The 18,164-nt window shown below is 69.1% G+C and carries 15 protein-coding genes; 6 read left to right on the top strand and 9 right to left on the bottom strand.

Annotation, left to right across the window (positions count from 1 at the left end):
• Positions 1-165 precede the first annotated feature (165 nt).
• On the top strand, positions 166-1,050 hold the full coding sequence (gene rpoH / locus DS843_RS03750) for an RNA polymerase sigma factor RpoH (RefSeq protein WP_149467556.1): 885 nt from the start codon (positions 166-168) through the stop codon (positions 1,048-1,050).
• Between the two features lie 51 nt (positions 1,051-1,101).
• Here rpoH and DS843_RS03755 read toward each other — a convergent pair whose 3' ends face one another.
• The 4 genes from DS843_RS03755 to DS843_RS03770 all read right to left on the bottom strand — a co-directional run bounded on the left by DS843_RS03755 (position 1,102) and on the right by DS843_RS03770 (position 6,367).
• On the bottom strand, positions 1,102-1,629 hold the full coding sequence (locus DS843_RS03755; protein WP_149467557.1) for a hypothetical protein: 528 nt from the start codon (positions 1,627-1,629) through the stop codon (positions 1,102-1,104).
• 34 nt (positions 1,630-1,663) lie between these two features.
• Positions 1,664-3,706, bottom strand: coding sequence for a serine/threonine-protein kinase (locus tag DS843_RS03760; protein WP_149467558.1), 2,043 nt, complete (start codon positions 3,704-3,706; stop codon positions 1,664-1,666).
• A 117-nt stretch (positions 3,707-3,823) separates the two neighbouring features.
• Entirely contained in the window at positions 3,824-5,116 is a 1,293-nt protein-coding gene (locus DS843_RS03765) for an adenylosuccinate synthase (protein WP_149467559.1), read from the bottom strand.
• Between the two features lie 87 nt (positions 5,117-5,203).
• On the bottom strand, positions 5,204-6,367 hold the full coding sequence (locus DS843_RS03770; protein ID WP_149467560.1) for an ATP phosphoribosyltransferase regulatory subunit: 1,164 nt from the start codon (positions 6,365-6,367) through the stop codon (positions 5,204-5,206).
• A gap of 292 nt (positions 6,368-6,659) precedes the next feature.
• Between DS843_RS03770 and DS843_RS03775 the strand changes: the two genes are divergently transcribed.
• Positions 6,660-8,369, top strand: a complete 1,710-nt coding sequence (locus DS843_RS03775) for a hypothetical protein (RefSeq protein WP_149467561.1) — start codon at positions 6,660-6,662, stop codon at positions 8,367-8,369.
• A gap of 87 nt (positions 8,370-8,456) precedes the next feature.
• Here DS843_RS03775 and DS843_RS03780 read toward each other — a convergent pair whose 3' ends face one another.
• Positions 8,457-9,617, bottom strand: coding sequence for a phosphoserine transaminase (locus DS843_RS03780; protein ID WP_149467562.1), 1,161 nt, complete (start codon positions 9,615-9,617; stop codon positions 8,457-8,459).
• A gap of 74 nt (positions 9,618-9,691) precedes the next feature.
• On the bottom strand, positions 9,692-10,828 hold the full coding sequence (locus DS843_RS03785; protein WP_149467563.1) for a sialidase family protein: 1,137 nt from the start codon (positions 10,826-10,828) through the stop codon (positions 9,692-9,694).
• Positions 10,829-10,966: 138 nt separating this feature from the next.
• Here DS843_RS03785 and DS843_RS03790 point away from each other — a divergent pair, with 138 nt between their 5' ends.
• Positions 10,967-11,977, top strand: coding sequence for a radical SAM/SPASM domain-containing protein (locus tag DS843_RS03790; protein WP_149467564.1), 1,011 nt, complete (start codon positions 10,967-10,969; stop codon positions 11,975-11,977).
• Between the two features lie 10 nt (positions 11,978-11,987).
• Here the strand turns inward: DS843_RS03790 and DS843_RS03795 are convergent, their stop codons facing one another.
• Positions 11,988-12,569: a manganese efflux pump MntP gene (locus DS843_RS03795; protein ID WP_149467565.1), complete on the bottom strand. Its 582-nt coding sequence runs from the start codon at positions 12,567-12,569 to the stop codon at positions 11,988-11,990.
• 132 nt (positions 12,570-12,701) lie between these two features.
• Entirely contained in the window at positions 12,702-14,033 is a 1,332-nt protein-coding gene (locus DS843_RS03800) for a YihY family inner membrane protein (RefSeq protein WP_149467566.1), read from the bottom strand.
• Positions 14,034-14,169: 136 nt separating this feature from the next.
• Here DS843_RS03800 and fabI point away from each other — a divergent pair, with 136 nt between their 5' ends.
• The 3 genes from fabI to DS843_RS03815 all read left to right on the top strand — a co-directional run bounded on the left by fabI (position 14,170) and on the right by DS843_RS03815 (position 16,869).
• On the top strand, positions 14,170-15,018 hold the full coding sequence (gene fabI / locus DS843_RS03805; RefSeq protein WP_149467567.1) for an enoyl-ACP reductase FabI: 849 nt from the start codon (positions 14,170-14,172) through the stop codon (positions 15,016-15,018).
• Between the two features lie 205 nt (positions 15,019-15,223).
• Positions 15,224-16,300 (top strand): chorismate synthase, encoded by a 1,077-nt coding sequence (gene aroC / locus DS843_RS03810; protein WP_149467568.1) that lies wholly within the window; start codon positions 15,224-15,226, stop codon positions 16,298-16,300.
• Between the two features lie 5 nt (positions 16,301-16,305).
• The gene (locus DS843_RS03815; protein ID WP_286191917.1) at positions 16,306-16,869 is read left to right on the top strand and encodes an invasion associated locus B family protein; all 564 of its coding nucleotides are present in this window, start codon (positions 16,306-16,308) and stop codon (positions 16,867-16,869) included.
• Between the two features lie 6 nt (positions 16,870-16,875).
• Here the strand turns inward: DS843_RS03815 and DS843_RS03820 are convergent, their stop codons facing one another.
• Positions 16,876-17,970, bottom strand: coding sequence for a response regulator (locus DS843_RS03820; RefSeq protein ID WP_149467569.1), 1,095 nt, complete (start codon positions 17,968-17,970; stop codon positions 16,876-16,878).
• Between the last annotated feature and the right edge of the window lie 194 nt (positions 17,971-18,164).

Consider the following 18,164-nt stretch of genomic DNA (forward strand, 5'->3'; position numbering starts at 1 on the left):
TTCGCGTCATCAGCCGCCCACGCTCACGCTTGCATCCGGGGCCGTTCCCGACGGATCGAACGGACAAGCGGGCGGGGAAGCGGCGCAGAACAGAGAACGGCGAAACAGAAAACGTTCATGTGCCCGGTAGAAGGCACGGACAACAGCCGTCGGAGAGGGTCCAACATGGCGACGATATCCAGCGTTCCGGTCATCAGTTCCGAAAGCAACCTCTCGCGCTACCTCCAGGAAATCCGCAAGTTCCCCATGCTCGCGGCGGAGGAGGAGTACATGCTGGCCAAGCGCTGGCAGGAGATCGAGGATTCGGACGCCGCGCACAAGCTGGTGACCAGCCATCTGCGGCTCGTCGCGAAGATCGCCATGGGCTACCGCGGCTACGGCCTGCCGCTGTCGGAACTGATCTCCGAGGGCAACGTCGGCATGATGCAGGCGGTGAAGCGGTTCGACCCCGACCGCGGCTTCCGGCTGGCGACCTACGCCATGTGGTGGATTCGCGCCGCCATCCAGGAATACATCCTGCACAGTTGGTCGCTGGTGAAGATGGGCACCACGGCGGCCCAGAAGAAGCTGTTCTTCAACCTGCGCCGCCTGAAGGGCCAGATGCAGGCCATCGAGGAAGGCGACATGTCGCCCGAGCAGGTGCGCCACATCGCCACGACGCTCGACGTGCCGGAGCAGGACGTCGTCAACATGAACCGCCGCCTGGGCGCCCCCGACCATTCGCTGAACGCGCCGTTGCGCGCCGACAGCGAGGGCGAGTGGCAGGACTGGCTGGTGGACGAGACGGCGAACCAGGAAATCTCCCTGGCCGAGAGCGAGGAGCTGGGCAAGCGGCGCAAGCTGCTGACCGCCGCCATGGAGAACCTGAACGAGCGCGAGCGCGACATCCTGGTGGAGCGCCGCCTGCGCGACACCCCCACCACGCTGGAGGATCTGTCGCAGAAGTACGGCATCAGCCGCGAGCGCGTCCGCCAGATCGAGGTCCGCGCCTTCGAGAAGCTCCAGAAGGCCATCCGCAACGCCGCGGTGGAGCAGAAGCTGGCCGGGTGATCCCCCGCCCCTGCCCGCCCCTGCCCGCCTGTGGCGGGCGGGGGCAAGCCCTCACGCCCCCGCGGGTTCGGCCATCTGCTCCTGTTCGTCCGGCGACAGACCGCCCGATTCGTCGAACAGGTCGCCGGCCACCTCCGGTCCCCACTGCTGGACCAGACCGACCTTCACGTCCTTCAGCGCGCTGACCCGCTTTTCGGCGCGCATGACCTCGAAGTTCGCGACCATCGGCGGGATGCCGAAATAGAGCGCCCAGCCGATCGCCGCCGAACCGTACATCACCAGCCAGGCCAGCGGGTCCATGAAGATCTTGCCGGCGGCGCCGATGGTGTGGCTGTGCTTCCACAGTTCGATGGCGAAGGGCATGCAGCCGCAGAAGTTCAGTCCCCCCACGGTGATCGGCGCCGACTTTTCCGGGTCGCGGTCGGTGACGTAGGCGACCATGGTCGGGATCATGCCGATACCGAACAGGATGGACGTGGGAAGCACCACCAGACCCGCCGGGATGATCAGCAGGATCAGCGTGAGCATGCTGCCTTTGCGCTTCTTCTTCTTCCCGCCGCTGTTGCCGCCGCGCGCCATGGGTGCCACCCGATCCTTGGTTTGAAGGCCGCCGTCAGAAGGCGAAGAAGAGGATGATCCCGCCGACCACGATGGTGGACAGCAGGCTGGACACGATGGCCGCCACCTGCCGCCCGGAGGATTCGATGATGCTGTTCCGGTCGCCGATGCTCTGCCGCAGCTTGCCGATCTCGGCGTCGGCCTCGCGGTAGGCGATCTGGGCGGCCTCGAACTCCAGCTTGTCGCGGCGCAACGCCTCCGGATCGTCCACGATCTTCAGCAGCTCGCCCAGGCGCCCGTTGTGGGCGGCGGAGTCCGCCTGCTTGCGGACGGACTCCTGCTGGGGGCGGCTGTGGAAGCGGCGGAAGGCGGGATCGAGCAGGGACACCACCCAGGCGGCGAGGTGCGACAGCCCGTCGGTGCCGGTGCGCGCCTGCACGTCGGCCAGGATGGTCAGCATGGCGATCACCCGGCGCATCGGCTCGATGCTGGAACCGAGCTGGGTGTAGAGCATCTCGTCGGTCCGCCGGTGCCGCACGGCCAGGAAGGCGGCGATGTGGCGGTCGATCGGGTCCTTGTGCCGCTCGCTCCCCGCCCCCATCCAGTCGAGCGCGCGGAGCAGCTCCGCCGGGGTGGTCGGCATCTGCTTGGCCACCAGCGGGCTGATGCAGTGCATGGTGGGATTCATCTCGTACAGCACGCGCTCCACCCCCAGCCCGTGTCCCGTGCGGTCCAGCAAGCCGCGGACCTGATCGAAGTTCTGCACCATCGGCACGAACTCCGGCTTGAAGTCGCTCTGCACGCTCACCCAGAACATGGGAAGCTGATTCGCCAGAACCTCCGCCGCCGGCTGGGGCGACTCGCCCCGCAGAAAGGCGTCGGCCAGCATGGTGCCGATGCCGTCGGGCATCATCGCCTTGCCGCGGTAGCGGATGGGCGCGCCGGGGTCCAGCGCCATGCAGACGCGCGACACCAGCCGTTCCGCCATGCTGCCGCCCTTGCCGGTGGTCGAGGCGGTCTGCACGGCGTTCGCCACCGCCTCCGCCCGCGCGTCGTCGCCCATGGAGCGGCGCAGCCACTTGTCCAGCTCCCCGCCCTCGATGACGGTGGCGGCGGGCGCCACATGGCGGGCGAAGGCGCGGGCCAGCGTCCGGCAATGCCAGTAGTCCTGGCCCTGGAACTCCAGCGGGCGCGCGGCGCGGCGCGGCACCTGCGGCTGCTTCGGGCTGAGCCGCCGCCCGGCCACCCAGAGGTCGAGGTCCTGGAGCGTCCAGCGCTGCTTGGGATCGTCCACCAGAAGGCCGCGGATGACCTCGTTGATGGCCAGCGGCAGGCGCATCTGGCCGACCAGCGCGGGGTAGGACCCGCGCTCGATCTTGGCCTGGAGGATCGCCTCGTCCTCCAGCGTCGCCACCGGGTTGCGCCCAAGGAACAGCAGCAGCAGCGTGACGCCCAGCGAATAGAGGTCGTCGGCCATGGTGCCGTTGCCGCGCCCGGCGGGGGAGGCCATGCCGCGCTCCACCGTTTCCAGCAGCACCGATTGGCCGTAGCCCGGCGGGGTGGACAGGCATTCGCCCAGCATCAGGCTGCTGGAGGCCAGATCGCGGTAATAGAGGTTGGTCGGGCGGATCGCGCCATGGACCACGCCGCGGCCGGACAGCTCCTTCAGGGCGGAGACCAGCGGGTGGATGATCTGGCGGGTCAGATGGTCTTCGGGGATCGGGTCCGCGGCCTCGGTCAGGCTGTGCATCAGCCGTTTGCCCGCCGGGCGCTCGAAGATCATGCAGAGGCGCCGCCCCTGGCTCGCCGGCCAATCCACCATGCCCCAGTCGAGCAGGCGCATGTGCGCCTGATTGTCGAGGCTGGCGACGGTGGCGGCGATGTCGGTGCGCGCCAGCGTGGCGCCATGGCCGATGATCGCGAAGGCCTCGGACCGCTTGTCACGCAGCGGCTTGGCGGAATAGGCGTTGCCGCCGATGGCGTTGAGCGCGGGCAGCGGTGCGCTGGGAAGGATCTCGTACCGCTCGGCCAGCTTGACCGGGTCGGCGTTGGCCATCATCCGATCCGCGGCGGCTGCGGTCATGGCATCGGATGGCATGGCGTTCGAATCCCCGGAGCCTGCGTGCGTGTGCCAGCCTAAGTCGCCCGAAACAGGCAAACAAACTGTTAACGCGTGTGGGGAGGCGGTCGAAGTGGCCCCCTCCCCCACAAACCATCAATCCTGGAACGGATCGTTCATCAGGATCGTGTCGTCGCGCTCCGGGCTGGTGGACAGCAGGGCCACCGGGGCCTGGATCAGCTCCTCCACATGGCGGACGTACTTCACCGCCTGGGCCGGCAGCTCCGCCCAGGAGCGGGCGCCCTGGGTGCTGTCCTTCCAGCCTTCGAAGGTCTCGTAGATCGGCTCGACGCGGGCCTGGGCGGCGGCGTTGGCCGGCAGATAGTCCAGCTCCTGCCCGTCCAGACGGTAGCCGATGCACACCTTGATCTCGTCGAAGCCGTCCAGAACGTCCAGCTTGGTCATGGCGATGCCGTCGATGCCGCCGGTCTTCACGGCCTGACGCACCATCACGGCATCGAACCAGCCGCAGCGGCGCTTGCGACCCGTGACCACGCCGAACTCCTTGCCGCGCTGGCCGATCAGCTCGCCGACGTCGTCGAACAGCTCGGTCGGGAAGGGGCCGGAGCCGACGCGGGTCGTGTAGGCCTTGCAGATGCCCAGCACATAGCCGACGGCGCGCGGCCCCATGCCGCTGCCGGCGGCGGCGTTGCCGGCCACCGTGTTGGAGGAGGTGACGAAGGGATAGGTGCCATGGTCGATGTCGAGCATCGAGCCCTGGGCGCCTTCGAACAGGATGCGCTTGCCGGCGCGGCGCAGCTCGTCCAGCGTCTTCCACACCACCGACGCGTAGGGCAGCACCTGCGGGGTGATCTCGCGCAGCGGGTCCAGCAGATCCGCGGGCTTCATCTCCTGAGCGCCCAGGCCACGGAGCAGCAGGTTGTGGTGGGCCAGCAGGATGTCCACCTTCTCCTTCAGCACCGCCTCGTCGCCGAGGTCGCACAGGCGGATGGCGCGGCGGGCCACCTTGTCCTCATAGGCCGGGCCGATGCCGCGGCCCGTCGTGCCGATCTTGCCGGCGCCGCGGGCCTCCTCGCGCGCCTTGTCGAGCGCGCTGTGGACCGGAAGGATCAGCGGAACGTTCTCGGCGACCTGGAGCGTGGCGGGCGACACCTCGACGCCCTGGCTCTTGATCGCCGTCACTTCGCGGATGAAGGCCCACGGGTCGAAGACGACGCCGTTGCCGATGATCGACAGCTTGTTCGGCCGAACCACGCCCGAAGGCAGAAGGCTCAGCTTGTAGGTCACGCCGTTGATCACCAGCGTGTGGCCGGCGTTGTGACCGCCCTGGAAGCGCACCACCACGTCGGCCCGGCTGGACAGCCAGTCGACGATCTTGCCCTTGCCCTCGTCGCCCCACTGGGCGCCGACCACCGCCACGTTGGCCATGTGTGTCTCCGCAAAATAAGAAGGCAGAAAGAAAACGTTACCCGTGCGAAGGCGTCCCCGCCGCGCGGGGTTTCGCCTCGTGAAGTCTCAAGCCAGCGGCGTGACCGTGCCGCCGTCCAGCCGATAGCCGCAGTTCAGCCGCCGGGCCTCCGCCGCGGGGTCCGCCACGGGGACCAGCCCCGCCACGGTGACCCAGCCCTCGGCGCGCAGCGTGCCAGCCGCCGCCCAGGAGGTGCCATGCGGCACGTAAACGCGCCGGGCCGGCTCCGGCGCCGGAACGGCGCGCAGAAGCGTGTCCATGTAGAGAGTGAAGCCGGTTCCCGGCTCGCCCTCCTCCTCCACGCCCGGACGCACGCCGGCGCGGTAGCGCCCGCCCGCCCCCAGCTCGCCACGCACGTCGCGCGCGAACAAGGTGAAGCTGAGGCCGGTCTGGTATTCGAAGCCGCGATGCTCCACCAGATCGATGGTGATCGTCAGGTCGGGGCGCGCGGCGCGCAGCAGGCGCAGCGTGTCGGTCAGGCGGCGCCGGTCCTTCTCCGCCGTTTCCGGCAGCGGCAGCGTGGCGAGCACCTCCATCGCGCGCTCCGCCGGGCCGGAGGCGGCCATCAGCGTGTGCAGCAGCGTGGCCGCCGGTCCGCCGACCGCGGCGACCGCGGCGGCGTCCTTCTTGTCCAGCGCCTCGCGCAGGCGGGCGGTGTCCTCATCGCCCAGACCCAGGCCGCGGCAGACCCGCGCCACCATGGTCGGCACGCAGAGGTCCACCGACAGATGCCGCACCCCCACCCCTTCCAGGGCGTGGGCGGCCAGCAGGATCACCTCCGCGTCCGCCTCGGCCTCCAGCGGGCCGATCAGCTCGACGCCGACCTGGGTGATCTGCCGCTCCGGGCGGAGCTGGGAGCCCTTCACGCGCAGCACCGGCCCGGCGTAGCACAGCCGCACCGGACGGGCGCCGTTCTTCAGGCGGGTGGTGGCGATGCGGACGATCTGCGGGGTGATGTCCGCGCGCACCGCCATCATGCGCTGCGACAGCGGGTCCATCAGCCGGAAGGTCTGCTTCGCCATGGCGGCGCCGGAACCGGACAGCAGATTGTCCTCGAACTCCACCAGCGGCGGTTCCACGCGCTCGTAGCCGTGTGCGGTGAAGTCCGCCAGCAGGCGCGCCACCGCCGCCGCTTCGTGCGCCGCTTCGGGCGGCAGCACGTCGTGCAGGCCGGCGGGCAACAGGGCGGAGCTCAGGGAATCAGCGGGCATGGCCTGCGTCGTCTCGTCGAATAAGTGGCAAACCGTCGGCATGGCGAGAGCCCGCACGTCCGGTGGGCATGCGGTGCTCGGGCATACGGAGCGGGTCAATACCCCACCCCCCTTCCTCATGCAAACGGAAAAGCCCCGCGGCGTGTGCCCGTCTCCCCTGCGCGGACAACAGGCGCCCGATGGGAAAGGTTCGAAACACGAAGGCATTCCCATCGAATCCCTGTTGAGTTCGAGGCGAATTGTCCGGCATCCTGCGACCATCCGTGCCACGCAGCATCGGGGCAATGGCGCCATGGCACGCCCGTCCGCCAGCTACGAAGTGCAGATCTACAAGCTGGACCACTGGGTCCTGGAAGGCCGCTTCGACACCGAGGCGGAAGCGATGGCCTTTGGCCGCAAGCTGCTGTCCGGCGGCAGGGTCGAGGGCATGCGGGTGCTGCGCGACTGGCGGCGCCAGGACGGGCGCCACGTCGAGACGGAAATCCATGCGGAGTTCCGTCAGGTCTCACGGACCGTGACCGCCGCCCCCATCGACGAGGCTCCTCCGGTCTGCCTCACGCTCGACCACTGCTACGGCGTGCAGAGCCGCATGACCATGAACCGCGTGCTGCGCAATTACGTGGAGCGCTCCGTCGTCACCCCGACGGAGGTGCTGCACAACCACGCGGAGTTGGCGCGGTTGCTGAACACGGACAACCTCGTGCCGACCGCGGTCGGGCGGGTCGCGGCCCTTCAGGCGGAAAAGGTCGGAACGGACGGGCGCGGGCGGCGCGACGCACTGAACCTGCTGATGCACGAACTGACCGACCGCGCGCGGGTCGCCGCGGCGCGCAAGGATCTGCCGGCCATCGCCGCCACCGGCTTCCGCCTCATGTTCGACCGGCTGGACGGCAGCCTGCCGGCGGAGGAGCGCGATTTCCTCGCCCGCGTCGTGCTGTCGCGCGAGCTGGTGCAGATGCGCAACTGGCTGGCCAAGCTGGATTTCCTGAGCGAGTTGGCGCGCGAGGACGGGGGCGGCGCCGACCGCCCGCTGGCGCTGCTGGACGGGGTGATCGCCGACGTGCTGGGCGCGCCGTCCGTCGCGCAGGAGCTTCTGGGCACCCAGGGCAGTCTGGCGGAGGCGCTGTGCAACCTGATCGACCTGTCGCGGGGCCGGCTGTCGCCGATCCGACGGGCCGAGGACGACCGCGCCGTCCAGTTGAACGAGCTTCTGGCCTTCCACGACCTGGACGAAACGCGGTTCGTCATCCTGGATCTGGTGCGCCGGCAGTTGAAGGGCACGCAGCCGCTCTACCGGCACGACCCGGCGCAGGAGATGGAGGCCTTCCAGGAGGTCCTGCAACGCACGCTCGGTCCCGACGGACCCGCGGGGGGCGGTCCGATGGCGGAGGCGCTCGTCCTGCGCTATCTGCGCTTCCTGGAGGGCGGCGGCGCGCCGGGACGCAGGCAGGCCATCGCGGAGGTGACCGACCGCATCCCCGACGCGGCGGGCCAAGTGCGATTCCTGTTGGCGCTGGCCGATTCGGACCTGGGCCGAGGGCATACCGGAGACATCGCCCGGCTGCTGCGCAAACTGTCCGGCAACCCGGCGAACTATGGCCGCTTCGTCCATTCCCGTCTGCCGCCCCGCGACAATCTGGAGGCGCTGACCCTGCTCTACCGCCAAGCCGCCGACTCGGCCCTGCCGGAGGAGATTCGGACCCGCCTGACCAGCGATCTCGACGAGCTTCTGGTGGCCTACATCACCGAAGACCGCGTGGTGGAGCGGCTGGACGATCCCGGAGACGCGCTTCGGCTGCGGGCGAACCGTCTGGTGCAGATCTGCGCGCCCGGCATCCTGCGCAGCCGGCGGGCGTTGGAGATGGTCCGGCAGCGCGTGGTCGCCCATCTGCGCCAGCCGCAGTTCGACCGGAAATATGTGGAGGACCTGCCCGACGCGGCGGCCCAGCAGCGCGCCCTGCGGGAGTTCTACCGGATGCTTGGCGAAGCCGGATTCGTCTGACGGCGGGGATGCAGCCTCTCCCGCTGAGAGAGGCCGCATGCTGGTGCGTCGGGGCGCCGTTACGGACTTGGCATCACGGACTTGGCCTCACCGCCCGAAGGTTTCCGCCTTCACGGTGGCGAAGGCCCAGTCGAGCCAGGGCAGGACCGCCTCCATGTCCTCGTTCTCCACCGTGGCGCCGCCCCACAGGCGCAGGCCCGGAGGGGCGTCGCGGTAGGAGCCGGCGTCGAAGGCAGCCTCCTCCTTCTCCAGAAGCGCGGCGAGCTTCTTGGCGAAGTCCGCCTGGGCCTCCGGCGTCAGGGCGGTCACCTCGGGATCGGTGAAGCGCAGGCAGATGGCGGTGCAGGAGCGGATCGACGGCTCCGCCGCCAGGAAACCGGCCCAGGTCGAGGTCGCCACCCATTCCGCGACGATGCGCAGGTTCTGCTCCGACCGGCGGATGAGCTGCGTCAGGCCGCCGACCGACAGCGACCAGCGCAGCCCGTCGATGGCGTCCTCCACGCACAGCATGGAGGGGGTGTTGATGGTGTCGCCGACGAAGATGCCCTCGATCAGCTTGGCGCTTTTCGTGAGGCGGAAAATCTTCGGCAGCGGGCGGTCGGGCTGGAAGCTCTCCAGACGCTCCACGGCGCGCGGGCTGAGCACCAGCATGCCGTGCGCGGCCTCGCCGCCCAGCACCTTCTGCCAGGACCAGGTGGCGACGTCGATCTTGCTCCAGGGAATGTCCATGGCGAAGGCGGCGGAGGTCGCGTCGCAGATCGACAGCCCCTCGCGGTCCGCCGGAATCCAATCGCCGTCCGGCACCCGCACGCCCGACGTCGTGCCGTTCCAGGTGAACACCACGTCGCGGCTGAAATCGGCCTGCGACAGGTCCGGAAGCTCGCCGTAGGGGGCCTGGATGGTCCGCACGTCGGGCAGGCGGAGCTGCTTGGTGACGTCGGTCACCCACTCCTTGCCGAAGCTCTCCCAGGCGATCATGTCCACGCCGCGGGCGCCCAGCAGGTTCCACAGCGCCATCTCCACCGCCCCGGTGTCGGAGGCCGGGACGATGCCGATGCGGTAGTCGCCGGGGATCGCCAGCACCGCGCGGGTCAGGTCGATGACCTCCTTCAGCTTCGCCTTGCCCGGCTTCGACCGGTGGGAGCGGCCGAGCAGCGCGCCGTCCAGAGCGTCCAACGACCAGCCGGGCCGCTTGGCGCAGGGGCCGGAGGAAAACAGCGGGTTCGACGGCCGGCGGGCGGGCTTCATGGACGGTCTACTCCCCAAAACATGGGATTGCGGGAACGGGGGCGGACGATAGAAGTTGCGCGGGAGGCCGTCAATCAGCCGCTCACGCGCAGCAGCGTCGCCTGAATGTGCCGCACGCCCGCCGCGTCGCAGATGTAGTAGCAGACCGCCACCCGCCCGTCCGCCAGCACGGTCGCCCAGGGATAGCCGACGTCGGGCGACGGCGCGTCGTCGCGGATGACGAACTCCGGCGCGTCCTCCAACGTCTCCCGCCGACTGTCCCAGATGCGGGCGCGCACGCCGTAGGGCGCGTGACGGTAGCCGTAGACGACCAGCAGCCGCCCGTCCGGCAGCGCGCAGGCGTCGTAGGGATGGCCGATGACGGCGTTCTCGATCCAGGGCGCCCAGCTTTCCCCCAGATCGTGGGAGACGGAGGTGGCGAGCCGGTCGCCCAGCCCGGTCGTGCGGTGGAAGGCGATCAACTGCCCGTCCGCGATCAAATGCAGCGCGGTCTCGCAGAAGCCGGCCCGGCCCGCCGGGTCGCGCGCGATGGTGCTGCGCAGGGTCCAGCTCTCTCCCTGGTCGCGGGAGGCGAACAGATAGCTGGCGTAGGGGCCGCCGGTGTAGGTCGCCATCAGGAGCGTGCCGTCCGGGGCCTCCACGGCCCGCCCGCGCACGGCCCCGCCCAGCATCGGGCGCAGGCCCGGCAGGATCGGCCCCTGGTCCGGCAATTCCGGCAGATAGCGGTGCGCCGACCACAGCCGCCCGTCGTCGTCGCTGAACCGGGTGCTGCCGCCCCAGAACAGGAAGAAGGTGCCCGACGTCTCCGGGTTGCCCAGAAGATGAACGCCCTTCTCCCGCAGGCGCAGGCCGTGGCGCGCCGACAGCGGGTACCAGCCGAAGCTGCCCATGACGATCCGTCCGGAGCGCAGGACCAGCAGGTTGGGGTCCTGGTCGCCCGCCTCCGGGTCGGCGGGAAGGGATTGCGGCGCGCCCTCCGGCTCGAAATCCGGGGTGAAGCGCTGGATCGCGAGGTGGGAGCGCGAATCCACATGGTCCACGCTGCTGAAGTCGCCGTTGCCCTCCGCAGGCTCCCCGTGCAGCCAGCGGTGATCGCGGGCGCGCCGGAAGGCCACCAGCACCCGCCCGTCGGCCAGCGTCGCCGCCGAAGGGAAGGACGCGTAGAAGCGCCGGTCGCTGTAGACGACGCGATGGGAAAGAATGTCGAGCATGACCCTGAACAACCTGCCTTGGACCCGCCGCATGGGGGCATCGCGCACTGTCCAATCGGCGGGATGAAGGATTCCTTTACGGAGCGCGTGATCCCCTGATAGTCACGCTCCACTCCACCGTGCTGCCCGGCGAAGGTCATGACCGAAGCGACCACCACCGCGAACATTCCCTATGGCCGGCACCGCGACCGCAACGACCTGTCGCGGGTGCTGCCGCTGACCACGCCCTTCTCGCTGCTGATCGACCCGTCGAACGGCTGCAATTTCCGCTGCGTCTTCTGCGCCACCGGGAACCCGGACCTGCTGAAGGAGATCGGCCGCCCGCGCGGGGCCATGAAGTTCGACCTGTTCCGCAAGATCGCCGACGACATCGCCGAATTCGACGCGCCGATCAAATCCGTCCATCTCTACAAGGACGGCGAGCCGCTGGTGAACACGCGGATCGAGCATATGGTCCATCTCCTGAAGTCCCGCGGCCTCGCCCGCCATGTGGAGATGACCAGCAACGGCTCGCTGCTGACGCCGGAGCGGGCGGACGCGCTGCTGGCCGCCGGGCTGGACGCCATGCGGGTGTCCGTCTACGGGGCCAGCGACGCCATGTACAAGCGCGTCACCCGGCGCTTCGACCGCTTCCGGACCATCGTGGACAACGTGGCCTATCTGCACCGCCGCAAGACGGAGTTGGGGCGCAATTTCCACCTGCATTGCAAGATCATCAACGTGGAGCTGACGGAGGAGGAGCGGCAGACCTTCATCGACACCTTCACGCCGATCTCGGACAGCCTGTTCGTCCATCCCCTGCATGGCGAAACCCTGGCCGAGGAGAGCGCCTTCGCCGCCGCCCCGGACAGCGCGCGGAAGGTCTGCTCGGAGCCCTTCCTGAAGCTCGCCATCAACTTCAACGGAGAGGTGTCGGTCTGCTGCGCCGACTGGCGCATGGGGACCATCGTCGGCAACGTGGCCGAGGAGTCGCTGCGCGACATCTGGAACGGCGAGCGGCTGCGCGACTTCCGCCTGAAGCATCTGGAAGGCCGCCGCGAGGAGATCGAGGCCTGCCGCGGCTGCGACTATGTGAAGACCCTGCCCGCCGACAACAATCTGGACGGCTTCGCGGCGGACCTCATCCCGAAATACCGGGAACCCGCGTAAGCGGCCCGCCTCAAACCCAGAGCGTGTGCTCGGCCAGGATCTTCACGCCGATGGCGACCAGCCCCAGCCCGCCGATCAGCTCGGCGCGGCGGCCGAGCAGCGGGCCGGCGGCGCGGCCCATCAGAACACCGCCCGACGACAGGCCGAAGGTGACGGCGCCGATCAGCAGGCACACGCTGACGATGTCCACATCCACCACGGCCAGCGACACGCCGACCGCCGCGGCGTCGATGCTGGTGGCGACGGCGGTGAGCATCAGCGGGCCGAGCGCCGTGCGCCCGCCGCAGCCGGCACGGTCCGCGTCCTCTTCCCCGTCATCGCCGAACAGGCTTTCCCAGACCATCTTGCCGCCGACACCCAGCAGCAGCAGGAAGGCGATCCAGTGATCGACCTCCTGCACCACGGTGGCGAAGGTCAGGCCGAGCGCGAAGCCGATCAGCGGCATGGCGAGCTGGACGCCGCCGAAGCAGGCGCCGACACGCACCGCTTCCCACAGGCCGGGGCGGCGCAGGCAGGCGCCGGTGCCGAGCGCCGCGGCGAAGCTGTCCATGGACAGGCTGAAGGCGAGGATCAGGGCGGTCGCGAAGGTCATGGCAGGGCTTGTGTCGGCGGCTGAAGATGACGCCGCGACCGCTACCAGACTGTGAACATCTGTTCAAACATCAACGGATGGACCGGCAGGACCGTGGGGCGAAAGGCCGCAGACCGTCCGTAAACCCAGCCTTCAGGGCCGCCGCTTCGCCCGCAGAGGCACGGCGCCCGAGCCCTCCCGCGCCGCCGTGCCGGCCTCCTGCGATTCCGGTTCCAGAGGCCCCGTCTCGACGGGACGGTCGGACAGCAGCTCCTTGATCGGCACGCCGAGAATGTCCTCCTGGTTCCGTTCGGCCTGCTCCAGCAGATGGGCCGTGCGGTCCTGCCAGGGCAGCTCCAGCCCGCCCAGTCCGCGGACGGAGCCGCGCAGGCCGATGCCCAGGGCCTTCATCAGGTCGTACAGCGTGGCCTCGCCCAGGTCGCGGGTGACGACCCAGGCGTTGTGGGTGGTGTGGGCCACCCAATGGGCGTCGCGGAGCTGTTCCAGAATGCCGTCGATCAGCACCGTCCCGACCGGCACGCGCCCCACCAGCGTCCGCCGACGCAGCCCCACGCCCAGCCGCGTGCCCTCCATCAACTCATGCAGGACAGCCAGTGCCAGCCCGAGACGCTGCGCGGGAAGCAGCCCCTCCGGCCCGCCGCGGGTGATCTTCCCGGCCCGCCATTCGGGAAGCGAGGCGGTGATGACGGCGCCGAACAGCACCGTGGACCAGGCGATGTAGAGCCAGAACAGGAAGATCGGCACGGTCGCCAGCGCGCCGTAGATGGTCTGGTAGGCGGGGAATTCGCGCATGTACATGGCGAACCCGGCCTTCGACAGCTCCAGCAGGAGCGAGGCGACGGCCCCGCCGCAGGCGGCGTCCATCCAGCTCACATCCCGGTTCGGGATGATGACGTAGAGCAGCGTGCAGCCGACCAATTGCAGCGTGAAGGGCAGGATCGACCCGATGCCCACCAGCGGGTCGGCGAACCCCTCCAGATGCGCGAACTGCAGCACCGCCCACAGCGTGCTGGACAGCGACAGGCTGGCGCCGGCGAACAGGGGGCTGAGCGACACCACGGCCCAGAAGGACAGGATGCGCGTCACGTAGGACCGCGGCTCCCGCACGCGCCAGACGGTGGCGAACGACCCCTCGATGGTCCAGATCAGCAGCACGGCGGACATCGCCAGCCCGATGATCCCGAACACCGGCATCTGCCCGGCGTTGGCCATGAAGGCCGAGAGATACTGCAGGATGGCGTCGCTGTTCTCCGGCACGAGGTTCTTGAACAGCAGCGTCTGGATGCGCGATTGCAGCGCGTTGAAGGCCGGGAAGGCGGAGAAGATGGCGAAACCGATGGTCATCAGCGGCACCAGCGCCAGCAGCGAGGTGTAGGTCAGCGAGGCCGCCGTCTGGAAGCAGTTGTCGTTGTAGAAGCGCATGGAGGAATAGGCGATGAAGCCGCCGACTTCCCGAATTCGCACGAAGGGGCTCCACGCTCCTTTGGAAGTGCCTTCGGTTTCAGCCACAGGATGCCTCCCGCCTTGGTTTGACCGGGCCGGTCTTTCGTGTAGGATGCGGCCCACTTTTCAAAGCATACTCTGGATGCACGAGGTACGGATGTCCAACCCGAAGCCGCTCATGGACGGCAAGCGCGGCCTGATCATGGGCGTGGCGAACGATCGTTCGATCGCCTGGGGAATTGCTTCCACGCTGGCGCAGCACGGCGCCGAGCTGGCGTTCACCTACCAGGGCGACGCGCTGCTGAAGCGCGTGAAGCCGCTGGCCGAGCAGGTGAAGGCCCCGCTCCTGCTGCCCTGCGACGTCACCGACGAGGCCAGCGTCGACGCGACCTTCGCCGCCATCGAAAAGGAATGGGGCAAGCTGGACTTCCTGGTTCATGCGATCGCTTTTTCCGATAAGAACGAGCTGGACGGCCTCTATCTGGACACGACGCGGGCCAACTTCCTGCGCACGATGGACATCTCCTGCTACTCCTTCACCTCGGTGGCGCAGCGCGCCGTTCCGCTGATGAAGGACGGCGGCAGCCTGCTCACCCTCTCCTACTACGGCGCCGAGCGCGTGATGCCCCACTACAACGTGATGGGCGTCGCCAAGGCCGCGCTGGAGGCGAGCGTGCGTTACCTGGCCGTCGATTTGGGCGGGCGGAACATCCGCGTCAATGCCATCTCCGCCGGTCCGATCAAGACGCTGGCGGCCAGCGGCATCGGCGATTTCCGCTACATCCTGAAGTGGAACGAGCTGAACGCCCCGCTGAAGCGCAACGTCACCATCGGCGAGGTCGGCGGCGCTGGCCTGTTCCTGCTGAGCGACCTCGGCACCGGCGTGACCGGCGAGGTGATGCACGTCGACTCCGGCTACCACACGGTCGGCATGGTGGCGGTGGATGCCGCGGCGGAAGTGTCGCAGCTCCTGGGCTCGCTGGGCGGCGCCGCGAAAGCGGAGTGAGTCCGGCGGCGGGCGTACCCGGTCCACACCGGGGCGCCCGCCGGCACCGCCGCGATCCGCTCCCGAGAAGGCCGGGCTGTTCGTTTCGGCCTTCGGAGTCTCCGATTTTCGGCCCTCGTGCTTGACGCGCTTGTGGAAACGCCGCAAGAAACGCGCTCGACCGCGCAAGCTGCGGTAACATCGTGTCGCATCGGGAGTCCTCGCCATGGCCGGCAACAGCTTCGGTACGCTTTTCCGTTTCACCACTTGGGGCGAGAGCCATGGGCCGGCGATCGGCGTGGTGGTGGACGGCTGCCCGTCGCTGCTCTCCCTGAGTGAGGCCGACATCCAGCCCTGGCTGGACAAGCGCCGCCCCGGCCAGTCGCGCTACACGACCCAGCGGCAGGAGCCGGATCAGGTCAAGATCCTGTCCGGCGTGTTCGAAGGCCGGACCACCGGCACGCCGGTGTCGCTGATGATCGAGAACACCGACCAGCGGTCCAAGGATTACAGCGAGATCGCGTCCAAGTTCCGGCCCGGCCACGCCGACTACACTTATTGGAAGAAGTACGGCATCCGCGACTACCGCGGCGGCGGGCGTTCCTCGGCGCGGGAGACGGCCTGCCGCGTGGCGGCGGGTGCCGTGGCGCGCAAGGTGCTGGGCGAGGGGGTGACCGTACGCGGCGCGCTGGTGCAGATCGGCCCGCACAAGGTGGACCGCAGCCGCTGGGATTGGGCGGAGGTGGACAACAACCCCTTCTTCTGCCCCGACCCGCAGGCCGCCGCCGAATGGGCCGATTATCTGGACGGAATCCGCAAGAGCGGCTCCTCCATCGGGGCGGTGGTGGAGGTCGTGGCCTCCGGCCTGCCCGCCGGGCTGGGAGACCCGCTCTACGACAAGCTGGACGGCGATCTCGCCCGCGCCATGATGACCATCAACGCCGTGAAGGGCGTGGAGATCGGCAACGGCTTCGAGGCCGCCACCCTGACCGGCGAGCAGAACGCCGATGAGATGCGCGCCGGCCCGAACGGGGAACCCGAGTTCCTGTCCAACCAGGCCGGCGGCATCCTGGGCGGAATCTCCACCGGCCAGGACATCGTCGTGCGCTTCGCCGTGAAGCCGACCAGTTCCATCCTCACCCCGCGCCAGACGGTGGATCTGGAGGGGAAGGATACGGACATCCTGACCAAGGGCCGCCACGACCCCTGCGTCGGCATCCGCGCCGTCCCGGTGGGCGAGGCGATGATGGCCTGCGTGCTGGCCGACCACCTGCTGCGCCAGCGCGCCTACGCACGGGGCTGAGGCCCATGCGGGTGTCGGGAACGAGGACGTGTGCGCGGATTGGCGGACTGATCGCGGGGCTTCTTCTGCTGGCCGCCCTTCCCGCCGCCGCCCAGCCTCCAGCCTTTCGGGAGCATTCGGAGAGTTTCAAGGACTGGCGGCTCTACTGCCAGATCTGGAGCGAGCCCCGCCGCGTCGAGTGCGAGTTGTTGTCCCGTCCCGGCACCGACCGGCGCTCCCGGCTCGTCTGGCTGCGTTCCAGCGAACGCTGGCTGGACGGGCTGCGCTTCCGTCTGGACGACAGGACGATGGACCTGTCGCGGATCGTCCGCGTCTGGGTGGACCGGGCGCTGTTCCGCCCGGAGTATCCCTGCGAACGGTTCGAATGGGAGACCAACACCTGCGCGGTGAGCGACCCGGACACCAACGCCAAGCTGGTGGAGCGGCTGGCGTCCTCCAAGGAGGTGTCCGCCGTCGGCTCCGCTCCGGGGGGCGGCAAGGCGGAGGTCCGCTTCTCCCTGACCGGCTTCAAGCCGGCGCTGGAACGCATGGAGGAAATCCGCCGCGAGGCCGGCGTCCGCTGGAAATAGCGGCACTCAGGCCGGATCGCCCTCGCCCTCGGCCTTCGCGTACTTCTTCTTGGCACGCTCCAGCGAGGCCAGAAGCTGCTGGCCGGTCGCTCCTCCGTCACCGCTGATCCGCCCGTTCATCACCGCCTTGATGGCGTCCGCATGGGCCTTCAGCAGCAGGCGCTCGTTGCCGGTGACGCTGGGAAAGCCGCCCTGCGTCGCCTCGTAGAGCGACTTGGCGATCCGGGTGATGAGGGGATAGCCGAAGATGCCGCCCTGCCCGCGCATCTCGTGGGCGGACCGGTTGATCTGCGCCATCAGCGCCGGGACCGCGGCGGCCTCCACTCCCAACCGCTCGACGCGGCGGGCCAGTTCGTCCACCTCCCCCGCGATCCAGATGGCGTAATCGCCGGCCCGGTTCTGGATCTCCGCCTCCGCCGCCGCCAGAACCTCGTCGGGAAGGACCGGCACGGGGTCCTTCGGCGCGATGCCCATCTTCGCGCCCAGCCGGTTGGGAAGGTCGAAATGGATGACCGGGAAACGGTCGATTCCCACGGCCTTCGATTTGCTGTGCACCACCAGGACTTCGCCGGGGCCGGTCATCCGGCAGTCCATCGCCACGGGGCGCTGAGTCCGCCGCCGGTCCGGCCCGAAATAGCCCTTGGCGAGAACGAAGCGCCGCGGGCGCGCGATGGCGGCCAGCAGGCGGCTGGCGATGGTGCCCGCCGAAAAGGGCTTGGCGATGAAATCGGTGGCGCCCAGGTCCCGCGCCTGCTCCACGTAATGCCGGTCGGCGGCGCCGGACAGCATCAGCACGGGCAGGAAGCGGTCCGGCGACTTCGGGCTGTAGCGCAGCCAGCGCAGCAGCAGCAGCCCATCCACCTCCGGCATCACCAGATCGGAAATCACGACGTCCACCGGCGCCGTGCCCGGCGGCAGGGCGGCCCGCCGCTCGTCCAGGAAGCGGATGGCCTCCGCCCCGCCGGGTTCGGCATGCACCGTGCCGACGCCGATGGTGCGCAAGGTGGCGGTCAGCACGTTGCGGATGAAGGCGCTGTCCTCGACCACCAGAACCGAGAGGAGGCCGAGCTTGGGCGCGCCCTTGCCGCCCGGATCGTTCATCGGTGGAACCACTGCGTTGCAACGGAACGCTGTCTTCTCACGCCCAGCGGTCATTGGCGAGACACAACTTCCGAAAGGCAGGGTTGCAGACGTCCCCACTGCACCTTGACCGGAGGTGGGGCTTTGCGAACGGCGGCGGCGCCGCTACCCTGTCGCCCGAAACAACGCGCCGGCAACGATGCGCGTCAGCGGCG

Origin of the sequence: Roseomonas genomospecies 6, assembly GCF_008365375.1 — a bacterium.
Taxonomy (GTDB): domain Bacteria; phylum Pseudomonadota; class Alphaproteobacteria; order Azospirillales; family Azospirillaceae; genus Azospirillum.

Coding starts and splice junctions, on each gene's coding strand:
- rpoH (WP_149467556.1), top strand. CDS start 166: ATGGCGACGATATCCAGCGTTCCGGTCATCAGTTCCGAAAGCAACCTC.
- DS843_RS03755 (WP_149467557.1), bottom strand. CDS start 1,629: ATGGCGCGCGGCGGCAACAGCGGCGGGAAGAAGAAGAAGCGCAAAGGC.
- DS843_RS03760 (WP_149467558.1), bottom strand. CDS start 3,706: ATGCCATCCGATGCCATGACCGCAGCCGCCGCGGATCGGATGATGGCC.
- DS843_RS03765 (WP_149467559.1), bottom strand. CDS start 5,116: ATGGCCAACGTGGCGGTGGTCGGCGCCCAGTGGGGCGACGAGGGCAAG.
- DS843_RS03770 (WP_149467560.1), bottom strand. CDS start 6,367: ATGCCCGCTGATTCCCTGAGCTCCGCCCTGTTGCCCGCCGGCCTGCAC.
- DS843_RS03775 (WP_149467561.1), top strand. CDS start 6,660: ATGGCACGCCCGTCCGCCAGCTACGAAGTGCAGATCTACAAGCTGGAC.
- DS843_RS03780 (WP_149467562.1), bottom strand. CDS start 9,617: ATGAAGCCCGCCCGCCGGCCGTCGAACCCGCTGTTTTCCTCCGGCCCC.
- DS843_RS03785 (WP_149467563.1), bottom strand. CDS start 10,828: ATGCTCGACATTCTTTCCCATCGCGTCGTCTACAGCGACCGGCGCTTC.
- DS843_RS03790 (WP_149467564.1), top strand. CDS start 10,967: ATGACCGAAGCGACCACCACCGCGAACATTCCCTATGGCCGGCACCGC.
- DS843_RS03795 (WP_149467565.1), bottom strand. CDS start 12,569: ATGACCTTCGCGACCGCCCTGATCCTCGCCTTCAGCCTGTCCATGGAC.
- fabI (WP_149467567.1), top strand. CDS start 14,170: ATGTCCAACCCGAAGCCGCTCATGGACGGCAAGCGCGGCCTGATCATG.
- aroC (WP_149467568.1), top strand. CDS start 15,224: ATGGCCGGCAACAGCTTCGGTACGCTTTTCCGTTTCACCACTTGGGGC.
- DS843_RS03815 (WP_286191917.1), top strand. CDS start 16,306: ATGCGGGTGTCGGGAACGAGGACGTGTGCGCGGATTGGCGGACTGATC.
- DS843_RS03820 (WP_149467569.1), bottom strand. CDS start 17,970: ATGAACGATCCGGGCGGCAAGGGCGCGCCCAAGCTCGGCCTCCTCTCG.